The organism is Tistlia sp., assembly GCF_040905785.1.
Lineage (GTDB): Bacteria > Pseudomonadota > Alphaproteobacteria > Kiloniellales > DSM-21159 > Tistlia.
In genome coordinates this window covers 1-18290 of sequence record NZ_JBBDQW010000010.1, presented here as the reverse complement: position 1 = coordinate 18290, position 18290 = coordinate 1, and the positions used below count along the sequence as shown (strand labels likewise).

Below are 18290 nucleotides of genomic sequence, written 5' to 3'. Positions count from 1 at the left end.
GAGCGCGATCCGAGGAGGCCGAAGGGCCCCGGGGCGACCCGGGGCCCTTCGTCGTTCCGCAAGGCGGCGCGGCGGGCCTCGGGCGGAACGGCAGGCCGACAGGCGGCGTTTGCGCCTGGGACTCCCGATCGGGAAAGGCAAGCGCGTGAACGATCGCACCGTCAGGATCGTCGCCCGCGTCGGCTACGGCGCGCGCGGCGTGGTCTACCTCATCGTCGGCGGCTTCGCGGTGACGGCCGCGCTGGTCGGCGGCCAGACGACCGACGCCAAGGGCGCCCTGCGCGAGCTCTGGCAGCAGCCCTTCGGCCTGGCCCTGCTGGCGCTGGTCGCGGCGGGCCTCCTGGCCCATGCCACCTGGCGCCTGCTGCAGGCGCTGCTCGACGCCGACGACCACGGCCTCGGCGCCAAGGGCCTGGTGGTGCGGGCCAGCCTGCTGGTCAGCGGCTTGGTCCATGCGGGTCTCGCCGTCTCGGCCGTGCGGCTGGCGCTGGGGGCCGGCTCGGGCGGCGGCGACTCCGAGCAGAGCCTGGCCGGCTCGCTGCTCGCGCAGCCCTTCGGCCCCTACCTGGTCGCCGCCGTCGGGCTGGCGGTGATCGCGGGCGGCCTCGGCCAGACGGGACGGGCCCTGAGCGGCCGCTTCCGCCGCACGCTGCGGCTCGAGGCCTGCGGGCTCCAGCGCCTGGGCCCGCTGTGCGCGGCCGGCCTCGCGGCGCGCGGCCTGCTGCTGGCGATCGTCGGGCTGCTGTTCCTGCTGGCGGCGCTCGAGCTGGATCCGGAGCAGGCCGGCGGGCTGACCGACGCGCTCGCATGGCTGCGCGGCCAGCCCTACGGCGGGGTGCTGTTCCTGGCGATGGCTCTCGGGCTCTTCGCCTTCGGCTGCTACAGCCTGGTCCAGGCACGCTGCCGCATCGTCCGCAACGTCGAGCTCGGCGTCCGCTGAGCGCGGCCGCTGGCGGGGCGCCTCAGCTGCCCGGCCGCTTGATGCCTTCGGTGCCGCCGAAGCGGCCGATGTTGCCGATCAGCTGCTGCAGCACCGTCAGCTCCTTGCCCTCGGTCGGCGTGGTCCGGTCGACCATCGCGATCTCCTGGGCGTCCTCCACGGTGAAGAGCTGCGTGTCGTCGACCAGGCCGGCGTCGTTGAAGGTGACGACCAGCACGCTGCGCTCGATCACCTCGGGCTCGAAGAAGGCGACCTGCTCGGTGCGCTCGCCGATGTAGTACCAGGTGTCGTCCTGGAAGGTCGACAGGGTCGAGGGCGAGCCGAGGATGCGCTGGACGTCGTCGCGACGGCTTTCGCCCGGCATGACCTCGACCACCTCCTCGGGATCCGGCAGGTTGCCGCGCACGGCGACGCGCGACGAGCAGGCGCTCAGCGCCCCGATCAGCAGGGGGGCTGCGAGAAGCAGGGCGGCGGCTCGACGCGAGGGACTGTTCATGACGCTTGATTACCGCTGCAGAGCCGGCCATTTCAAGCCCGCCATGACAATCATCGAACGCCTGCGCGCCCGCTTCTTCGCCCCGGTCTTTCCCGGCAACCCCCACGAGCCGGCGGCGCGGAGGCTCTACGAGTCCCTCGTCGCCCAGGCGCGCGAGCCGGCCTTCTACAGGGACTGCGCCGTTCCGGACAGCGTCGACGGCCGCTTCGACCTGCTGGTGCTGCACGCCTGGCTGGTCATGCGCCGCCTCAAGGACGCGCCGCCGCCGGCCGCCGAGCTGAGCCAGACGCTGTTCGACCTGCTGTTCTTCGACCTCGACCAGTCGGTCCGCGTCAGCGGCGTCGGCGACCTCAAGGTCGGGCCCAAGATCGCGGCCATGGGCCGGGCCTTCTACGGTCGCATCGCAGCCTACGACGTGGCCCTGGCCGAAGCCGAGGCGGCCGGCCGCTCCGAGGCCCTCGCCGCGGCGCTGCGGCGCAATCTCTACCGCGGCGCCGAGGTGCCGGCGGCGGTGCCGCCGGCGATGGCGGGCTACCTGCAGCGTCAGCTGGACGCCCTGGCCGTCCAGGGCGACGCCGAGCTGCTGGCCGGGCGGCTGACCTTCACCGCGCCGCCGGCCGTAGAAGCCGCGGTCTGAACTGGAAGGCGCCGCGCCCGCCGCACGCCTGCATCGCCGCTTGACCCGGGCGGGCGCTTTCACTAATTTCCGCGGCTCTCCGGCACGCGAGAGTAGGTTGCGATGAGTCAGGGCGACGCGGCTTCCGGGTCGGGTGTCAAGTTTTCCCGGCCCTTCAATCTGCGCGAGCTCGGCGAGCGGCCGGTGCGCCGGAGCGTCGAGGCGGACGCGGGCGAGCGCGCGGCCCTGGCCGAGCGCTTCGGGCTACTCGGGCTGGAGCGCCTGACCGCCGATCTGACGCTGCGCCGGTTGCGCGGCGGCAGTGTGGTCCGCGTCGCCGGGCAGCTCTCGGCAGCCGCGACGCAGCGCTGCATCGTGACCCTCGGTCCGGTGCCGGCGACGCTGGACGAGGCGTTCGAGCTGGATTTCCAGCCCGCCGTCGAGGAGGAGGCGACCGAGGTCGTGCTCGATGCGGAAGTCGAGGAGCCGGAGCCGCTGACAGGCGACAGGCTGGATCTCGGCGAGCTGGTCGCCCAGCAGGCTGCGTTGGCCCTCGACCCCTATCCGCGTGCGGCGGGGGCCAGGCTGGCGCAGAGCGACTGGGGCGCCTCCGACGAGGAGGAGGTGCCCAGCGACAACCCTTTCGCGGCGCTCGCGAGCCTGAAGGACCGCGGGCGGCGCTGAGGGAGAGGGAGCGGGGACGGGCAAAGTCCCGCCAGGGCCGTACGACAGGGCGGCCAAGGCGGGCTTGCCCGGCTGTTGCATAATGGCTAAGTAACAGGCGTCGGCGGCCCTGTCGGCGCGGCGCGACTAGAGAGAGAAGACAATGGCGGTACCCAAGAAGAAGGTTTCCAAGTCCCGGCGCAACATGCGCCGCTCGCACCACGCCCTGTCGACTTCGGCGATCGTCGAGGACAAGGACAGCGGCGAGTTGCGCCGTCCGCATCACGTCGACCTGAAGAGCGGGATGTACCGGGGCCGGCAGATTCTGCAGCCGAAGGAAGAGTTCTAGGCCCGACGGCCGTGACTCGGCCGTTCCCCATGATGATGGACGGAGCGCGGTGACCGGGCGCCTGACCATAGCCCTGGATGCCATGGGCGGCGACCACGCCCCGGGTGCGGTGCTGCGCGGGGCGAACCTCGCGTTGCGCCGCCATCCGAACGTGAACTATCTCGTCTATGGCCGTTCCGAGGACGTCGAGCCGCTGCTCCGCAAGCTGAAGCGGCTGCGCCGCGCGGTCGAGTTCGTCCATACCGACGAGGTGGTCGGCAGCGACGTGAAGCCTTCGGTCGCGCTGCGCACCGGGCGCAAGTCCTCGATGCGCCTGGCGATCGAGGCGGTGAAGGGCAACCTCGCCAAGGCCGTCGTCTCCTCGGGCAATACCGGCGCCCTGATGGCGATGGCGAAGCTGGCGTTGCGCACCCTGCCGGGCGTCGATCGGCCCGCGATCGCCTCCTTCTTCCCGACCCAGCGCGGCGAATCGGTGATGCTCGATCTCGGCGCGAACGTCATCTGCGACAGCGACAACCTCGTCCAGTTCTCGGTGATGGGCACCGCCTTCGCCCGTTCCGTGCTTGGCCTGCCGGCGCCCTCCTTCGGTCTGCTCAACGTCGGCACCGAGGAGATGAAGGGCAATGAAGCCCTTCAGGAGGCCGCAGCCATCCTGCGCACCACCAACCTGGCGGGTCAGTTTCACGGCTTCGTCGAGGGCGACGACATCGCCAAGGGCACGGTCGACGTCGTGGTCACCGACGGTTTCACCGGCAACGTCGCGCTGAAGACCGCCGAAGGCACCGTCAAGCTCTACACCGAGTTCCTGCGCGCGACCTTCCGGCACTCGCTGCTGGCCAGCCTCGGCTACCTGCTGGCCAAGCCGGCGATGCGCAAATTGCGCGCGCGGGTCGATCCGCGGCGCTACAACGGCGCCGTCTTCCTGGGTCTCAACGGCATCGCGGTGAAGAGCCACGGCGGCAGCGACGCGCTCGGCTTCGCCCATGCGATCGGCTTGGCGGTCGATCTCGCGCGCCACGGCTTCATCGAAACCATGCGCGAGGACTTCGTCTCGCTGGCGGCGGCACGCGACGGTACGGCGCCCCGTGTGGCGGCATCCTGAGCCGGCCGCCCGGAATGCCAGTCACGCGTTCTCTGGTCATCGGCCATGGTGCCTATCTGCCCGAGAAGATCCTGACCAACGACGATCTCATGAAGATCGTCGATACCGACGACGCCTGGATCCGTCAGCGCACCGGCATCACGCAGCGCCACATCGCCGCCGAGGGCGAGAACACCTCCGACCTCGGGCTGGCGGCCAGCCGGCGGGCGCTCGAGGTGGCCGGGCTGGCGCCCAACGACCTCGATCTGGTCGTCTGCGCGACCTCGACCCCGGACCAGACCTTTCCGGCCACGGCGACGCAGATCCAGGCGCGGCTCGGGATGACCCGCGGCGCCGCCTTCGACGTCCAGGCGGTCTGCTCGGGCTTCGTCTACGGCCTGGCGATCGCCGACAATTTCATCCGCACGGGGCAGGCCAGCACCGCGCTGGTCGTCGGTGCCGAGACCTTCAGCCGGATCCTCGACTGGACCGACCGCACGACCTGCGTGCTGTTCGGCGACGGTGCCGGCGCCGTGGTGCTGCGCGCCGGCCCGGGCGAGGGCGGCGCCGCCGACCGCGGCGTGCTCTCGACCCATATCTATTCGGACGGCACGCACCACGACGCGCTCTACGTCGACGGCGGGCCTTCCTCGACGCGCACCACGGGCCACCTGCGCATGCAGGGCCGCGAGGTCTTCCGCCATGCCGTGGTGCGCATGGCCGAGGCCATCGACACCGCCCTGGAGAGCAACGGCCTGACCCCGGGCGACATCGACTGGATGGTGCCCCATCAGGCCAACGCGCGGATCATCGAGGCGATGGCCAAGCGGCTGAACCTGCCGCTCGACCGGGTCGTGATGACGGTCGACCGCCACGCCAACACCTCCGCGGCCTCGATCCCGCTGGCCCTGGCCGAGGCCGCCGGCGACGGCCGCATCGGCAGCGGCGACCTGGTGCTGCTCGAGGCCATGGGCGGCGGTTTCACCTGGGGCTCCGCCCTGGTCCGCTGGTAGCGCCGGCCGCTGCGGCGGCCGCCCCTCTGGACGGCTTTCCGGTGCCGGCGGAGCCGCTCCGCCTTTCGGGTGATTGACCGCGTGAAGGCCCTGCCTTAAGGTCTTGATAAACCGTAAGGAGGCGGGGCATGACTGGCCAGACTCTCACGCGCGCCGATCTCAGCGAGGCCGTCTATCAGGAAGTCGGCCTCTCCCGGAACGAGTCGGCCGACCTGGTCGAGGCCGTGCTCGGCGAGATGGCCGACGCCCTGGTCGAGGGCCAGATGGTCAAGATTTCCTCCTTCGGCACTTTTTCGGTGCGCGAGAAGGGCGAGCGCGTCGGCCGCAATCCGAAGACCGGCGAAGAGGTCCCGATCCTGCCGCGCCGCGTCCTCGTGTTCCGCGCTTCTCACGTCCTGAAGCAGCGCATCAACAGGGAATAGCCGGTGCATCAGCCTGTGCGCGCCGCTTCCGCCGCCCGCCAGGGCGGCAAGTCGGCTGCAGCCTTCCGAACGATCAGCGAGGTCTCCGAGGAGCTCGACGTGCCGCAGCACGTCCTGCGCTTCTGGGAGACCAAGTTCGCCCAGGTCCGCCCGCTCAAGCGCGGCGGTGGGCGGCGCTACTACCGGCCAGAGGACATCGAGTTGCTGCGCCGGATCCGGCAGCTGCTCTACAGCGAAGGCTACACCATCAAGGGCGTACAGAAGCTGCTGCGCGAGGGCGGCGCCAAGTCGGCCGACGAGGGTGGGGCAGACGGTGAAATTTCGAAGGAACGAAAAGAGTTGAAGGCGATCCTTGACGATCTGGTTCAAGTCAGGGATCTGCTTCGGAAAGGCGTTTCCTGAGCGTTGCGTCATTGCCCCCGGCGGCGCGTCTCGCTATAGAGGAGCGCTTCCGCCCGACGGCCCTGCCGGAGGGCGGCATGACGGAGCGTAGCGCAGCCTGGTAGCGCACTTGACTGGGGGTCAAGGGGTCGTGGGTTCAAATCCCGCCGCTCCGACCAGCGACGACAGCGGCCGGCCGGATCCTCCGGCCGGCCGTTCGCCTTTCGACCCGCGGCATCCGCCCTTGTGCCGGGCCCCAGGGCCGCCAAGATGTGTCTCTTCACCCCTCCTTCGAAACGGGAAGGCGCCATGCCGGGCTACAGCAGGATCGACGAGGGTTTCTACGCGAGCGGCCAGATCGAGCCCGATGACCTGCCGGAGATCGCGGGGCTGGGCGTGCGGACCCTCGTCAACAACCGCCCCGACGGCGAGGGCGGCCCCGACCAGCCGGACTCGCGCACAATGCGGGCCGCCGCGGAGGCCGCCGGGCTCACCTACCACTACCTGCCGATGACGCCCCAGAGCCTAAGCCCTGCGCTCCTGGAGGAATTCCGCAAGGCGGTCGAGGGTAGCGAGGGGCCGGTGCTGGCGCACTGCAAGTCGGGGGCGCGCTCGGCGGCGCTCTGGGCGCTGACCGAGACCTGCCACAACGCCGGCGACGTGGAGCGGACCCTGGAGAAGACCCGCGCCGCCGGCTACGACCTGACCGGCATGCGGCCGATGATCGAGCAGTACGTCGCTTGGCACGAGCAGCAGAAGAAAGCCTGAGGGGCGACGCCGGACTTCCGGCGAAGGCGACCGCCCTCGGCAGGCATTTGTTAGGGGTTTTGCTGTAGACGGGCGAGCCTGCCGCTCGTCCTCGCTCGGATGGGAGGCGTTGCGGAGCGCGTGCCGGACCCGCCGGCCTCCGACGGCTTCAACTCAGGCCCGGCGTGCCGGGACGGTCCAGTAGCACCATGGTAGCCCTTCACGCCTACTCCGCCGCGGGCGACGACACCGCTTCGGCGCTCGAGCGGCTCGCGCTCGAATTTGACACCCGCCCGGTCGGTGCGGCCAGCCTCGCCTTCCTGTTCTACGGCTGCGGGCACGACGACGCGGCGATCCTGGACTTCATGGCGGCGCACCTGCCGGGCACCCCGCTGATCGGCGGTACCTCGAGCGCCGGGCTGCTCTGTTCCGGCCGTCACCGCGACGGACGCTCGATCGGCCTGCTGGTCGTCGAGGACGAGCCCGGCTTCTACGGCGTCGCCGCGGCGAGCCTGGGCGAAGATCCCTCCGCCACCGCGCGGCGGCTCCTGCTGAGCGCCCTCGACAATGCCGGCTGTCCGGGGGAGCTGCCCGATCTCGTCTGGGTCTACCAGTCGCCGGGGCGGGAGGAACAGGTCGTCGCCGGCCTGCGCAGCGTGCTCGAGGACAGCTGCCCGATCATCGGCGGCAGCGCGGCAGACGACACCGTCGCCGGTCAGTGGCGCCTGGCGAGCACGGAGGGACCGCTCGCCGAGGGGCTGGCGGTCGCGGTGCTCTTTCCCTCCGGCGGCATCGCCTACGCCTACCAGAGCGGCTACCGGCCGACCGGGACCGCCGGCGTCGTGACGCGCCTCGCCGCCGCGGCCACGCCGGCGGCGCCGGAGAGCCGGCGGATTCTCGAGATCGACGGCCGGCCGGCCGCCGAGGTCTACAACGAGTGGCTCGCGGGCCTGCTCGACGACCGTATGGCGACGGGCGGCAGCATCCTGGCACAGACGACGATGCATCCCCTGGCCGTCGAGGCCGGGCGGATCAGTGGCATCCCGCAGTACCTGCTGGTGCATCCGGACGCGATCGGGGAAGGCGGCTCGCTGGAGACCTTCGCCGAGGTCGCGCTCGGTGCCCGCCTGGAACTGATGACCGGCAGCGAGGCGCTGCTCATCGAGCGCGCGGGCAAGGTCGCGCTCGACGCCGCCGCGCGCCTGCCGGGCGGTGCCGAGTCCCTGGCCGGCGGCGTGCTGGTCTATTGCGCCGGCTGCAGCATGGCCGTCGGCGACGGCATGCCCGCTGTCGCGAAGGCCATCTCCCGCAGCTTCGAGGCGCGCCCCTATCTCGGCTGCTTCACCTTCGGCGAGCTCGGGCAGATCGTCGGCCGCAACCGCCATGGCAACCTGATGATCTCCGCCATCGCTTTCGGACGCTAGGGAAGAGTAGATGAGGGATCCCGCAGGCGACGAGAGGGAAGAGCTGCTACAGGCTATCGCCTCCTTGAAATGGGAGAACGAGAACCTGCGCGCCGAGGCCCTGCAGTCGCGCCTGCTGCTGCGCGGGATGGAGGCCCTGCTCTCGGTCGAGGACCAGGAGGACCCCTTTCGCAGCGTCTTCTCCTCCCTCTGGTCGACCTTCGCCTTCGCGCAGGCGATGGTGCTGATCGAGACGCGCGAGGAAGAGCTGCGCTGCACCGTCGGCGAGCCCGCCGAGCTGATCGGCTCGCGCTGGCCGATCGGCGCGCTCTTCGAGAAGGTGATGGCCGGCCGGGTCGCCGCCGTCTTCTCCCACCAGGGTGTCGCCGAATGGAGCCGGGCTGAGGGGCTGCCCCTGTCCCGGGACCAGGCCGCGCTCTACCTGCCGCTCAGGATGCGCAAGCGGCGCGGCGTCCTGGTGCTGCTGCGGGCGCCCGGCGAGAAGGGCTTCGACCACTGCGATATCGCGCTCGCGCGCAAGTTCAGCCTGCTGGCCTCGCACGCGCTCGCGGCCCTGACCGCGCGCCAGGCGATCGAGGCGAGCCGGGGGCGGGCGCTGGCCGCCGAGGAGGAGAGCCGCGCCAAGAACATGTTCCTGGCGAACATGAGCCACGAGCTGCGCACGCCGCTCAACGCTATCATCGGCTTTTCGGAGCTGATGGAGCAGGAGGCTTTCGGGCCGATCGGCGTGCCGGCCTACGCGGGCTATGTCCGCGACATCCGCGGCAGCGGCCACCACCTGCTCGGCATCGTCAACAACCTGCTGCTGCTCAGCCGCATCGAGGCCGGGCAGCACCGCACCGACATCGAGCCGATCGCACTGGCCGACGCGCTGGAGGCGGCAGCGCGTCTTCTGGAGATCGATCTCACGCGCTTCGGCGTCCGCCTCGCGATCGATCCGATCGACCCCGGCCTGCGGGTCGCGGCCGACGAGGGCGGGCTGCGCCAGATCCTGGTCAACCTGATCGGCAACGCCGCGAAGTTCTCGCCCGAGGGCGCGGAGATCCGGGTCGGCCTGGCGGCGCCGAAGGGCGGCGAGGGCTATCGGCTGGTCGTCAGCGACCGTGGCTGCGGGGTGCCGCCCGAAACGCTGGCGCAGATCGGCAAGCCCTTCATCCAGGCCGAGAACTCCTATGTCCGCGGCTACCAGGGCACCGGCCTGGGCCTCGCCATCAGCTACCGCCTGGCCCAGAGCATGGGCGGCTCCATCGCCATCGAGAGCGAGGTCGGCCGGGGCACCCGGGCGACCCTGACGCTGCGGGCGGTCGAGGCGGAACAAGCGGTGCCGAAGAGCACCGCCGACGGAGACGGCAAGCCGGCGCTGAAGACGCAGTGGGTCGCCTGATCGCAAGGACAGGCTATCCGAACAGGCCGCGACCCCGCTCGGTCAGCCGGCAGACCAGCCAGTCGGGCTTGAGAGCGTTGTCGAACCAGGGTTCGGCCCAGCCCTTGTCGACACAGGCCCGGATCGTGCGCTCGCTGTAGCGCTGCCCGTGCTCGTCGAACAGCGGCAGCTTGCCTCCGGGCTGGTCCAGCCCGCGCGCCAGCCAGGCCTTCTGTACGACACTTGGCTGGTTCGCCACCGCCATGCCCCCATTGCGGTCTCTCTTGCTCTACGATAACGCGGGGAGGCCTAAGGGCAAGCCGAGGAGGACGAAGGCCGTGGCCACGCCCGCCAGCCTGATCTACATGACCGCCGCCGACGGCGCCGCCGCGAAGGCGCTGGGGCGCGACCTGCTCGGCGCTCGCCTGGTCGCCTGCGCCAATGTCATCGAGGGCATGACGCCGATCTTCCGCTGGGAGGGCGAGGTCGTCGAGGGCTCGGAGGCGGTGCTGATCGTCAAGACGCGCAGCAGCCTGATCGAGGCGGTGACGCGCTTCGTCCAGGAGCGGCACAGCTACGACTGCCCCTGCGTCGTCGCCCTGCCCATCGAGGGCGGCAACCCGGCGTTCCTGGCGTGGATCGCGGAGGAAACCGAGCGCTGAAGGATTGGAAATTTCACCCGGTCCGCAGGCCGGGACGTCTCTGCGTCAGGGGGGCCACCGACGGGAGACAGGCCGGCGCGGACGCGAGGCCCCACTCGGCCTCTCGGTCCAGGCGGGCCGTCAGTGCGGAACAGTCAGCGCAGGCGCGGACCCGAGCCGAGGCGACGCTTGACCTCGTTCCGGTAGTCGACGTCCCAGACGACGCGCTTCAGGTCGATGTCGGCGGCCTCGTCTCGACCGGTCCCGGAACCCGCCTCTGCGGCATCTGCGAAGGAGGCCGGGAAGACCTGGATCGTCGCGTCGTGCGTGTAGACTGCGTAGGGTTCGATCATGCTCATGACGGTAGGATCGATGCGAAAGTGGGCAAGATCGTGACACGACTGGGGCGAGGGTCGGGTCATTTCCACCAAATCTCCTGCAACTTTCGGTAAGGATTGTTCATACTTCCGCGGGACTGCCCTGCAGGCGCCCCGCTTGCCGCGATTCCGGCGCCCGACTAGTCTCGAGCGACTGCAAGCAGCGGACGGATTCCATGTCGGATCGCTCGGCGGGTCTGGCCACCGCCTTCTCGGCCATCGGCCACCTCTACGTCCATCTCTTCACCGCGATCTACGCGGTGATCTTCCTGTCGCTGGAAGAAGTCTGGTCGCTGCCCTACCACGAACTGCTCAAGCTCTGGAGCCTGGGAGCGCTGCTGGTCGGTCTCGCCGCCCTGCCGGCCGGCTGGCTCGGCGACCGCTGGTCGAAGACCGGCATGATGGTCGTCTACTTCCTCGGGTTGGGCAGCGCCTCGATCGTCTGCGGCCTGGTCGACGGCCCGACCGCGTTGCTCGTCGGGCTCGCCGCCATCGGCCTCTTCGCCTCGATCTACCACCCGGTCGGCATCGCCTGGCTGGTGCGCAACGCCAAGAAGCGCGGCAAGGCGCTGGGCTTCAATGGCGTGTTCGGCGGCGTCGGCGTCGCCAGCGCCGGCCTGGTCGCCGGCTCGTTGATCGATTTCTGGTCCTGGCGCGCCGCCTTCATCGTGCCCGGCGTGCTGTGCCTGGCGACGGGCTTGCTGCTGCTCTGGTGCGTCGCCCGGGGCCACGTCACCGAGGGCGACGCGGCGGCCGAGTCGGGGCAGCCCTCGTCGCGGTCCGCGATGCTGCGCGGCTTCCTGATCCTGCTCTGGACCATGATGGTCATCGGCCTGGTGTTCCAGGGCACCCAGGCGGCCCTGCCCAAGGTCTTCGACCTGCGGCTGCGCGAGATCGCCGGCGCGGGCGCCTTCGGCATCGGGGCCATCGTCTCCGTCGTCTACGGCGTCGGCTCCCTGGTGCAGATCCTGGGCGGCCATTTGGCGGACCGCCATTCGCTCAAGCGGGTCTACATCGGCGCCTTCCTGCTCCAGGTCCCGGTGCTCTTCGCGGTGGCCGCCTTCGCCGGCCTGCCGCTGATTGCGGTCGCGACGCTGACGGTGCTGCTGTCGGCCGGCGCGCTTCCGGCCGAGAACATGCTGCTCGCCCGCTACACGCCCGAGCGGCACCGTAGCCTCGCCTACGGCGTCAAGTTCGTGCTGGCCTTCGGCACCGCGCCCCTGGCGATCTGGGTGGCGGCCGAGGTGCAGTCGGTGACCGGCGAGTTCTACTGGCTGTTCGCGGCGATGGCGCTGCTGACCGTCACCGCCTTTGTCGCCGCCCTGTTCCTGCCCGGCGACGGCGACCCCGTGCCGGCCGAGCGACCGCGCGCGCCGCTACCGCAACCGGCCGAGTAGAGCGGCCCCTGGAATCGGCCGAGCCAGCAGGAAAGGCAGGCGAATGGCGATCCGCCTCGAGCGTCTCGACCACCTGGTGCTGACGGCGCGCGACCTGGAGGCGACCTGCGCCTGGTACGAGCGGGTCCTCGGCATGACCCGGGAGAGCTTTGGCGAGGGCCGTGTCGCCCTGCGTTATGGCGACCAGAAGATCAACGTGCATCCCTATCCCAGCCCGGTCTGGCCACTGGTTGCCGACATCGCGATCCCGGGCAGCCTCGACCTCTGCTTCCTGGTCGAGGGCCCGCTCGAGGCCGTGGCCAGCAAGCTCGAGGCGCTGGGGGTGCCGCTCGAGCTCGGCCCGGTCGCCCGGACCGGCGCGCTCGGCGAGCTTCTCTCGGTCTATCTGCGCGATCCCGACCGCAACCTGATCGAGCTGTCGGTCTACCGGTCTTAGACCGCCGGCGGCCTCTTCCCTGGACAAGCCGGCGCGCTTGGCGACAATTGGGCGAGGCGGTGCCCGCTTCGCCCACGTCGGCCCGAGCGGTCCGCATAGAAACAGGGAGAGCCACATGCCGATCGCAACTCTTCGCCGTCCGCTCGCCGCGGTCGCCGTGACCGCCGCAGCGGCCCTCGGCCTCGCCACCCTGGGCCTCGCCCGCGCCGAGACGCCGACCGACACGCTGGTCATCGCCGACAAGATCGACGACATCGTCTCGCTCGATCCCGCGGAAAGCTTCGAGTTCTCGGGCAACGACCTCCTGAACAACGCCTACGACACGCTGGTCGAGCTCGACCCGACGGACCTCGGCCCGCTGGTGCCGGGGCTGGCCGAAAGCTGGTCCGTCGCCGAGGACGGCGTCACCTACACCTTCAGGATCCGCGAGGGCGTGACTTTCCATTCCGGCAACCCGGTGACGGCGGAGGACGCCGCCTGGTCGCTGCACCGCGCGGTCAAGCTGGACAAGACCCCCTCCTTTATCCTGACCCAGTTCGGCTTCACGCCGGACAACGTCGACCAGATGATCCGCGCGACCGGGCCCCACGAGCTGACCATCGTCACCGACCGCAGCTACGCGCCGACCTTCTTCTATAACTGCCTGACGGCGGTCGTCGCCTCGGTCGTCGACAAGGCCGAGGCGCTGTCGCACGAGGTCGAGGGCGACTACGGCTATGAGTGGCTGAAGACCCATACCGCCGGCTCGGGCGCCTACAGCCTGCGCGCCTACAAGCCGAGCGACTCCTATGTCATGGAGGCCAACGAGGACTTCTGGCGCGGTGCGCCGCCGCTGAAGCGGGTCTTCGTGCGCCACGTGCCGGAAGCTTCGACCCAGCGCCTGCTGCTCGAGCGCGGCGACGTCGACATCGCCCGCAAGCTGACGCCGACCGACGTCGAGGGCATCGCCGGCAACGAGGAGGTCGCGGTGACCGACGAGGTGCGCGGCCAGATCCGCTACCTGTCGCTGAACCAGAAGGTCGAGGCGCTCAGCAATCCGAAGGTGGTCGAGGCCTTCAAGTACCTGGTCGACTACGACGGCATGGCCGGCTCCTTCCTCAAGGGCCAGTTCATGGTCCATCAGGCCTTCCTGCCTAAGGGCTTCCTCGGCGCCATCGAGGACCGGCCCTATGGGCTCGACGTCGAGAAGGCCAAGGAGCTGCTGGCCGAGGCCGGGGTCGAGGACCTGCAGGTGCGCATCTTCGTGCGCAACGACCAGGACCGCCTCGAGGTCGCCCAGGCCCTGCAGAACACCTGGGCCCAGGCCGGAATCCAGGCCGAGCTGCGGGTCGGCACCGGCGCCGAGATCCTGACCGACTACCGGGCGCGCAAGCACGACATCTATCTCGGCGACTGGGGCCCGGACTACCCGGACCCCCACACCAACGCCGACACCTTCGCCCGCAACCCCGACAACTCGGACGAGGCGGGGCTGACCGGGATCCTGGCGTGGCGCAACGCCTGGCCGGCCGACGAGGTGGAGGAGATCACCGACATGGCGGTGCTCGAGCGGGATGGCGAGAAGCGCGCTGCCATGTACGGCGAGATCCAGCGCCTGCACCAGACCTTCTCGCCCTTCGTGGTGATGTTCCAGCGCATCGAGCAGGTCGCCAGCCGGCGCAACGTCGCGGGCTTCTCGGCCGGCGGCTCGATCCACTCGGCCTTCTACTGGAACGTCACCAAGGAGTGACCGACCGGCCGAGGATTCCGCCGGGAGCGCAGGCGTGAGCGACCGGGCGGGCGCGGCCGGCCCTGCGGGCCGGCCGCTGCGCGGCGGCCTCATTCCGGGCCTGCTCAAGCGTCGGGCCTGGGCGCTGGCCGGGCTGGTCGCGACCCTGGCCGCGACCTTCCTGGGCCTGCTGCTCGTCACCTTCGTCATCGGGCGGGTGATCCCGATCGACCCGGTCCTGGCCATCGTCGGCGAGCGGGCGACGACGGCGCAGTACGAGGCGGCGCGCAGCGCGCTCGGCCTCGACCGGCCGCTGTTGACGCAGTTCGCGATCTACGTCCGCGACGTCCTCGCCGGCGATCTCGGCACCTCGATCCTGACCGCCCGGCCGGTGCTCCAGGACATCGCCCGGGTGTTCCCGGCGACCCTGGAGCTGGCGACCATCGCGACCCTGGTCGGCGTCCTGCTCGGCGTGCCCATGGGCGTGGTCGCGGCGGTCCGCCAGGGACGCCTGGCCGACCAGGCCATCCGGCTGCTCGGCCTGTTCGGCTACTCCATGCCGGTCTTCTGGCTGGGGCTCATGGGCCTGCTGCTCTTCTACGGCGAGCTCGGCTGGGTCGGCGGCCCGGGGCGGCTCGACACCAGCTACCAGTTCGTCTTCGATCTCGACGTGCCGCAGGTCACCGGCGCGATCCTGGTCGACACCGCCCTGGCCGGCGCCTGGGACGTTTTCCGCAACGCCCTGACCCACATCGTCCTGCCGGCCGGCGTGCTCGGCTACTACTCCCTGGCCTACATCAGCCGGATGACCCGCTCCTTCATGCTGGAGCAGCTGCGCCAGGAGTATGTCGTGACGGCGCGGGTCAAGGGCATGCCGGAGTGGCGTGTCGTCTGGATCCACGCGCTCGGCAACGTCCAGGTGCCGCTGATCACCGTGATCGCGCTGTCCTACGCCCAGCTGCTCGAAGGCTCGGTGCTGACCGAGACGGTCTTCGCCTGGCCCGGGCTCGGCCTCTACATTACCCAGGCGCTCTTCTCCGGCGACCTCGCCGCGGTGATGGGCGGCACCATCGTGGTCGGCGCCGCCTTCATCCTGCTCAACCTGCTCTCCGACCTGCTGTACCGGCTGGTCGACCCCCGGTCCCGCTGATGGCGCTCTCCAGCCCGACCCTGCTGCCCGGCGCCTGGCGCGGCTGGCTGACCACCGCCACCCCCCGGTCGCGCCGCCAGGCCTGGCTCGGGCAGGCCTACCTCGCCTGGCTGGCGCTGCTGCGCAATCCCCTGGCCCTGTTCGGGCTGCTGATCGTGCTGGCGCTGGTGCTGGCCGCCGCCGCGGCGCCGCTGCTGGCGAGCCACGATCCCCTGGCCCAGGATCTCGGCAACCGCCTGCAGCCGCCGGGCAGCCCGGGCCACTGGCTCGGCACCGACGAGTTCGGCCGCGACCTCTGGAGCCGCGTCGTCCACGGCGCCCGGGTGACCCTCTACATCGTCCTGCTGGTCGTGGTGACGGCGCCGGTCTTCGGCCTCGCGGTCGGCACGGCGGCGGGCTACTTCGGCGGGGCCCTCGGCGTCCTGCTGATGCGCCTGACCGACATCTTCCTGGCCTTCCCGCGGCTGATCCTGGCGCTGGCCTTCGTCGCCGCCCTGGGGCCGGGCATCGAGAACGCCGTGCTGGCGATCGCGCTGACCGCCTGGCCGCCCTACGCGCGGGTCGCGCGCGCCGAGACCCTGACGGTGCGCCGCTCCGACTACATCGCGGCCGCCCGCCTGCAGGGCGCCGGCTCCTGGCGCATCGTCACCGGCCACGTCATGCCGATGTGCCTGTCGTCGGTCATCGTGCGCATCACCCTGGACATGGCCGGCATCATTCTGGTCGCCGCCGGCCTCGGCTTCCTCGGCCTCGGCGCCCAGCCGCCGCTGCCGGAGTGGGGCCTGATGATCTCCTCGGGGCGCAAGTTCCTGTTCGACCAGTGGTGGGTCGCGACCGTGCCGGGCCTGGCGATCTTCATCGTCAGCCTCGGCTTCAACCTGCTCGGCGACGGCCTGCGCGACGTGCTCGACCCCCGGAGCGCGGGCCGATGAGCGCGGTCCTATGAGCGCGGGCCGATGAGCGGGCTGCTCGCCGTCGAGGACCTGCGGGTCGCCTTCGACACGCCCGCCGGGCGGGTCGAGGCGGTGCGCGGCATCTCCTTCGGCCTCGGTCGCGAGCGGCTCGGGATCGTCGGCGAGTCGGGCTCGGGCAAGACCATGACCGGCCGCGCGATCCTGCGGCTGGTCGAGCCGCCGGGGCGGGTGACGGCCCGGCGCCTGGACTTCGACGGCCAGGACCTGCTGCGCCTGCCGGAGCGGCAGATGCGGGCGCTGCGCGGCCGCCGCCTGGCGATGGTCATGCAGGACCCGAAGTACTCGCTGAACCCGGTGATGACCGTCGGGCGGCAGCTCACAGAGGGCCTGCGCCGGCGCGAGCGGCTGTCCCGGGGCGAGGCCACGGCGCGCGCCGTCGCCATGCTCGAGGCGGTGCAGATCCGCGATCCGGAACGGGTCCTGCGCGCCTACCCGCACGAGCTGTCGGGCGGCATGGGCCAGCGGGTCATGATCGCCATGATGCTGATCCCCGAGCCCGACCTGCTGATCGCCGACGAGCTGACCTCGGCGCTCGACGTCACGGTGGAGGCCGAGGTGCTGGGCATCCTCGACGCGCTGGTGCGCGAGCGCGGGCTCGGCCTGATCTTCATCAGCCACGACCTGCCGCTGGTCGCGCGCTTCTGCGACCGCGTGCTGGTGATGTACGCCGGCCGCATCGTCGAGGAGCTGGCCGCCGCCGAGCTCGGCCGGGCCAGCCATCCCTACACCCGCGGCCTGCTCGGCTGCCTGCCGTCGGTCGGCGGCCCGCGCCGGCCGCTGCCGACGCTGCGGCGCGACCCGGCCTGGGCGGAGTAGGGCCGGTGGCGCTGATCGAGATCGAGGGCCTTGAGGTCGTCTTCGCCAGCCACGGCGACCGGGTGCGCGCGGTCGACGGCATCGACCTGGCGGTCGAGGCGCGCGAGTCCTTCGGCCTCGTCGGGGAGTCCGGCTCGGGCAAGTCGACGGTGCTGCGCGCGCTCTGCGGCCTGGCCCCGGTCACGGCCGGGCAGGCGAGGATCGCCGGCCTGCCGCCGCCGCGCGGGCACGGCGGCGGGCGGGCCCGCGCCTTCGCCCGCCGCGTCCAGATGGTCTTCCAGGATCCCTTCGGCTCGCTGCACCCGCGCCACAGCGTCGACCGGGTGCTCTCGGAGCCGCTGCTGATCCACCGCCTGGGCGACCGGCGCGAGCGCGACCGGCGCGTCGAGGCGGCGCTGGCCGACGTCGGCCTCGACGCCTCCTACCGCTTCCGCTACCCGCACCAGCTCTCGGGCGGCCAGCGCCAGCGCGTCGCCGTGGCGCGCGCCCTGATGCTGGAGCCCTCGGTGCTGCTGCTCGACGAGCCGACCTCGGCGCTCGACGCCTCGGTCCAGGCCGAGGTGCTGAACCTGCTGAGCCGGCTGCGCGAGGAGCGCGGCCTGACCTTCCTGATGGTCAGCCACGACGTCGCCGTCATCGACCACATGTGCGACCGCCTGGCGGTCATGCAGGGCGGCCGCATCGTCGAGGTCCTCGACCGCGCCGCCCTGGCCGGCGGCGACCTGCGCGAGGCCTACAGCCGCACCCTGCTCGAGTCCAGCCGCGCCCACGCGCCGGCGGGAACTTAGGTAGGCAGGACCGCGCTCACACGCTTCCATGGTTCGACAGGCTCACCATGAAGCGACGGGGACGTGTGCGCCGGCGTCGGCTCTGACGTCATCCCCGCGGAGGCGGGGATCCATAGGGAGCCAGAGTCAGCGCACCAGCTCGTCGTAGAGGTCGCGCCACTCCGGGTTCTCCCGCTCTATGAGCCGGATCTTCCATTCTCGATTCCACTTCTTGAGCTGCTTCTCGCGCAGGATCGCACCCTCCATCGTCTCGTGCCTTTCGAGATAGACGAGCTGTTGGACGCCATAGCGCTTGGTGAAGCCGTCGACGGCGCCGGTCCTATGCTGCCAGGCGCGCGCCTGGAGATTGCTCGTCACGCCGACGTAGAGCGTACCGGCACGGCCGCTGGCGAGGATGTAGACGCAGGGCTCCTTCATCGCCGCAGGATGCCATTTCCCGGGTCCCTATGGATTCCCGCCTTCGCGCACTGGTGTCCGGGATTTGTGATGCGGCCTGAGTGTCATGAGA

General features: G+C 71.0%; 23 protein-coding genes and 1 tRNA gene. 20 read left to right on the top strand and 4 right to left on the bottom strand.

Features of this window, described 5'->3' with window-relative positions; all coding sequences use genetic code 11:
- Window positions 1-145 precede the first annotated feature (145 nt).
- Window positions 146-940: a DUF1206 domain-containing protein gene (locus tag WD341_RS03055; RefSeq protein ID WP_368423943.1), complete on the top strand. Its 795-nt coding sequence runs from the start codon at window positions 146-148 to the stop codon at window positions 938-940.
- 22 nt (window positions 941-962) lie between these two features.
- Here WD341_RS03055 and WD341_RS03050 read toward each other — a convergent pair whose 3' ends face one another.
- Window positions 963-1436: an outer membrane protein assembly factor BamE gene (locus WD341_RS03050; RefSeq protein ID WP_368423942.1), complete on the bottom strand. Its 474-nt coding sequence runs from the start codon at window positions 1434-1436 to the stop codon at window positions 963-965.
- Between the two features lie 43 nt (window positions 1437-1479).
- Between WD341_RS03050 and WD341_RS03045 the strand changes: the two genes are divergently transcribed.
- The 11 genes from WD341_RS03045 (at window position 1480) to WD341_RS02995 (ending at window position 9516) form a co-directional block, all read left to right on the top strand.
- Window positions 1480-2073, top strand: a complete 594-nt coding sequence (locus WD341_RS03045; protein WP_368423941.1) for a ubiquinol-cytochrome C chaperone family protein — start codon at window positions 1480-1482, stop codon at window positions 2071-2073.
- Window positions 2074-2175: 102 nt separating this feature from the next.
- Window positions 2176-2736, top strand: coding sequence for a DUF177 domain-containing protein (locus WD341_RS03040; RefSeq protein WP_368423940.1), 561 nt, complete (start codon window positions 2176-2178; stop codon window positions 2734-2736).
- A gap of 142 nt (window positions 2737-2878) precedes the next feature.
- Complete coding sequence (rpmF, locus tag WD341_RS03035) at window positions 2879-3064, top strand: 50S ribosomal protein L32 (RefSeq protein WP_368423939.1); 186 nt, start codon at window positions 2879-2881, stop codon at window positions 3062-3064.
- Between the two features lie 49 nt (window positions 3065-3113).
- Window positions 3114-4166 carry a phosphate acyltransferase PlsX gene (plsX, locus tag WD341_RS03030; protein ID WP_368423938.1) on the top strand — a complete coding sequence of 351 codons (1053 nt, stop codon included), beginning with the start codon at window positions 3114-3116 and terminating at the stop codon, window positions 4164-4166.
- Window positions 4167-4180: 14 nt separating this feature from the next.
- A complete protein-coding gene (locus WD341_RS03025) occupies window positions 4181-5158 on the top strand; it encodes a beta-ketoacyl-ACP synthase III (protein WP_368423937.1) in 978 nt (325 codons plus the stop codon).
- Between the two features lie 128 nt (window positions 5159-5286).
- Complete coding sequence (locus WD341_RS03020) at window positions 5287-5580, top strand: integration host factor subunit alpha (protein WP_368423936.1); 294 nt, start codon at window positions 5287-5289, stop codon at window positions 5578-5580.
- Window positions 5581-5583: 3 nt separating this feature from the next.
- Window positions 5584-5982 carry a MerR family transcriptional regulator gene (locus WD341_RS03015; RefSeq protein ID WP_368423935.1) on the top strand — a complete coding sequence of 133 codons (399 nt, stop codon included), beginning with the start codon at window positions 5584-5586 and terminating at the stop codon, window positions 5980-5982.
- An 81-nt stretch (window positions 5983-6063) separates the two neighbouring features.
- Window positions 6064-6140: transfer RNA gene (locus tag WD341_RS03010), tRNA-Pro, on the top strand.
- Window positions 6141-6270: 130 nt separating this feature from the next.
- Entirely contained in the window at window positions 6271-6729 is a 459-nt protein-coding gene (locus tag WD341_RS03005; protein ID WP_368423934.1) for a TIGR01244 family sulfur transferase, read from the top strand.
- 188 nt (window positions 6730-6917) lie between these two features.
- Window positions 6918-8132 carry an FIST signal transduction protein gene (locus tag WD341_RS03000; RefSeq protein WP_368423933.1) on the top strand — a complete coding sequence of 405 codons (1215 nt, stop codon included), beginning with the start codon at window positions 6918-6920 and terminating at the stop codon, window positions 8130-8132.
- Between the two features lie 10 nt (window positions 8133-8142).
- Window positions 8143-9516 (top strand): sensor histidine kinase, encoded by a 1374-nt coding sequence (locus WD341_RS02995; protein ID WP_368423932.1) that lies wholly within the window; start codon window positions 8143-8145, stop codon window positions 9514-9516.
- 13 nt (window positions 9517-9529) lie between these two features.
- Here the strand turns inward: WD341_RS02995 and WD341_RS02990 are convergent, their stop codons facing one another.
- Complete coding sequence (locus tag WD341_RS02990) at window positions 9530-9760, bottom strand: hypothetical protein (RefSeq protein WP_368423931.1); 231 nt, start codon at window positions 9758-9760, stop codon at window positions 9530-9532.
- A 73-nt stretch (window positions 9761-9833) separates the two neighbouring features.
- Here WD341_RS02990 and cutA point away from each other — a divergent pair, with 73 nt between their 5' ends.
- Window positions 9834-10157, top strand: a complete 324-nt coding sequence (gene cutA, locus WD341_RS02985; RefSeq protein WP_368423930.1) for a divalent-cation tolerance protein CutA — start codon at window positions 9834-9836, stop codon at window positions 10155-10157.
- A 134-nt stretch (window positions 10158-10291) separates the two neighbouring features.
- On the opposite strand, the gene WD341_RS02980 is transcribed toward cutA, so the two are convergent.
- Window positions 10292-10495: a hypothetical protein gene (locus tag WD341_RS02980; protein ID WP_368423929.1), complete on the bottom strand. Its 204-nt coding sequence runs from the start codon at window positions 10493-10495 to the stop codon at window positions 10292-10294.
- A gap of 194 nt (window positions 10496-10689) precedes the next feature.
- Here WD341_RS02980 and WD341_RS02975 point away from each other — a divergent pair, with 194 nt between their 5' ends.
- The 7 genes from WD341_RS02975 (at window position 10690) to WD341_RS02945 (ending at window position 17782) form a co-directional block, all read left to right on the top strand.
- Window positions 10690-11910: an MFS transporter gene (locus WD341_RS02975; protein WP_368423928.1), complete on the top strand. Its 1221-nt coding sequence runs from the start codon at window positions 10690-10692 to the stop codon at window positions 11908-11910.
- Between the two features lie 43 nt (window positions 11911-11953).
- A complete protein-coding gene (locus WD341_RS02970; protein ID WP_368423927.1) occupies window positions 11954-12346 on the top strand; it encodes a VOC family protein in 393 nt (130 codons plus the stop codon).
- A gap of 115 nt (window positions 12347-12461) precedes the next feature.
- Window positions 12462-14075, top strand: coding sequence for an ABC transporter substrate-binding protein (locus WD341_RS02965; protein WP_368423926.1), 1614 nt, complete (start codon window positions 12462-12464; stop codon window positions 14073-14075).
- Between the two features lie 91 nt (window positions 14076-14166).
- Window positions 14167-15204 carry an ABC transporter permease gene (locus WD341_RS02960; protein ID WP_368423992.1) on the top strand — a complete coding sequence of 346 codons (1038 nt, stop codon included), beginning with the start codon at window positions 14167-14169 and terminating at the stop codon, window positions 15202-15204.
- Window positions 15204-16136, top strand: coding sequence for an ABC transporter permease (locus WD341_RS02955; protein ID WP_368423925.1), 933 nt, complete (start codon window positions 15204-15206; stop codon window positions 16134-16136). The genes WD341_RS02960 and WD341_RS02955 overlap by 1 nt, the downstream gene beginning before the upstream one ends.
- A gap of 24 nt (window positions 16137-16160) precedes the next feature.
- Window positions 16161-16994, top strand: coding sequence for an ABC transporter ATP-binding protein (locus WD341_RS02950; RefSeq protein ID WP_368423924.1), 834 nt, complete (start codon window positions 16161-16163; stop codon window positions 16992-16994).
- An 11-nt stretch (window positions 16995-17005) separates the two neighbouring features.
- A complete protein-coding gene (locus tag WD341_RS02945) occupies window positions 17006-17782 on the top strand; it encodes an ABC transporter ATP-binding protein (protein WP_368423991.1) in 777 nt (258 codons plus the stop codon).
- Window positions 17783-17908: 126 nt separating this feature from the next.
- Here WD341_RS02945 and WD341_RS02940 read toward each other — a convergent pair whose 3' ends face one another.
- The gene (locus WD341_RS02940; protein WP_368423923.1) at window positions 17909-18199 is read right to left on the bottom strand and encodes a GIY-YIG nuclease family protein; all 291 of its coding nucleotides are present in this window, start codon (window positions 18197-18199) and stop codon (window positions 17909-17911) included.
- Between the last annotated feature and the right edge of the window lie 91 nt (window positions 18200-18290).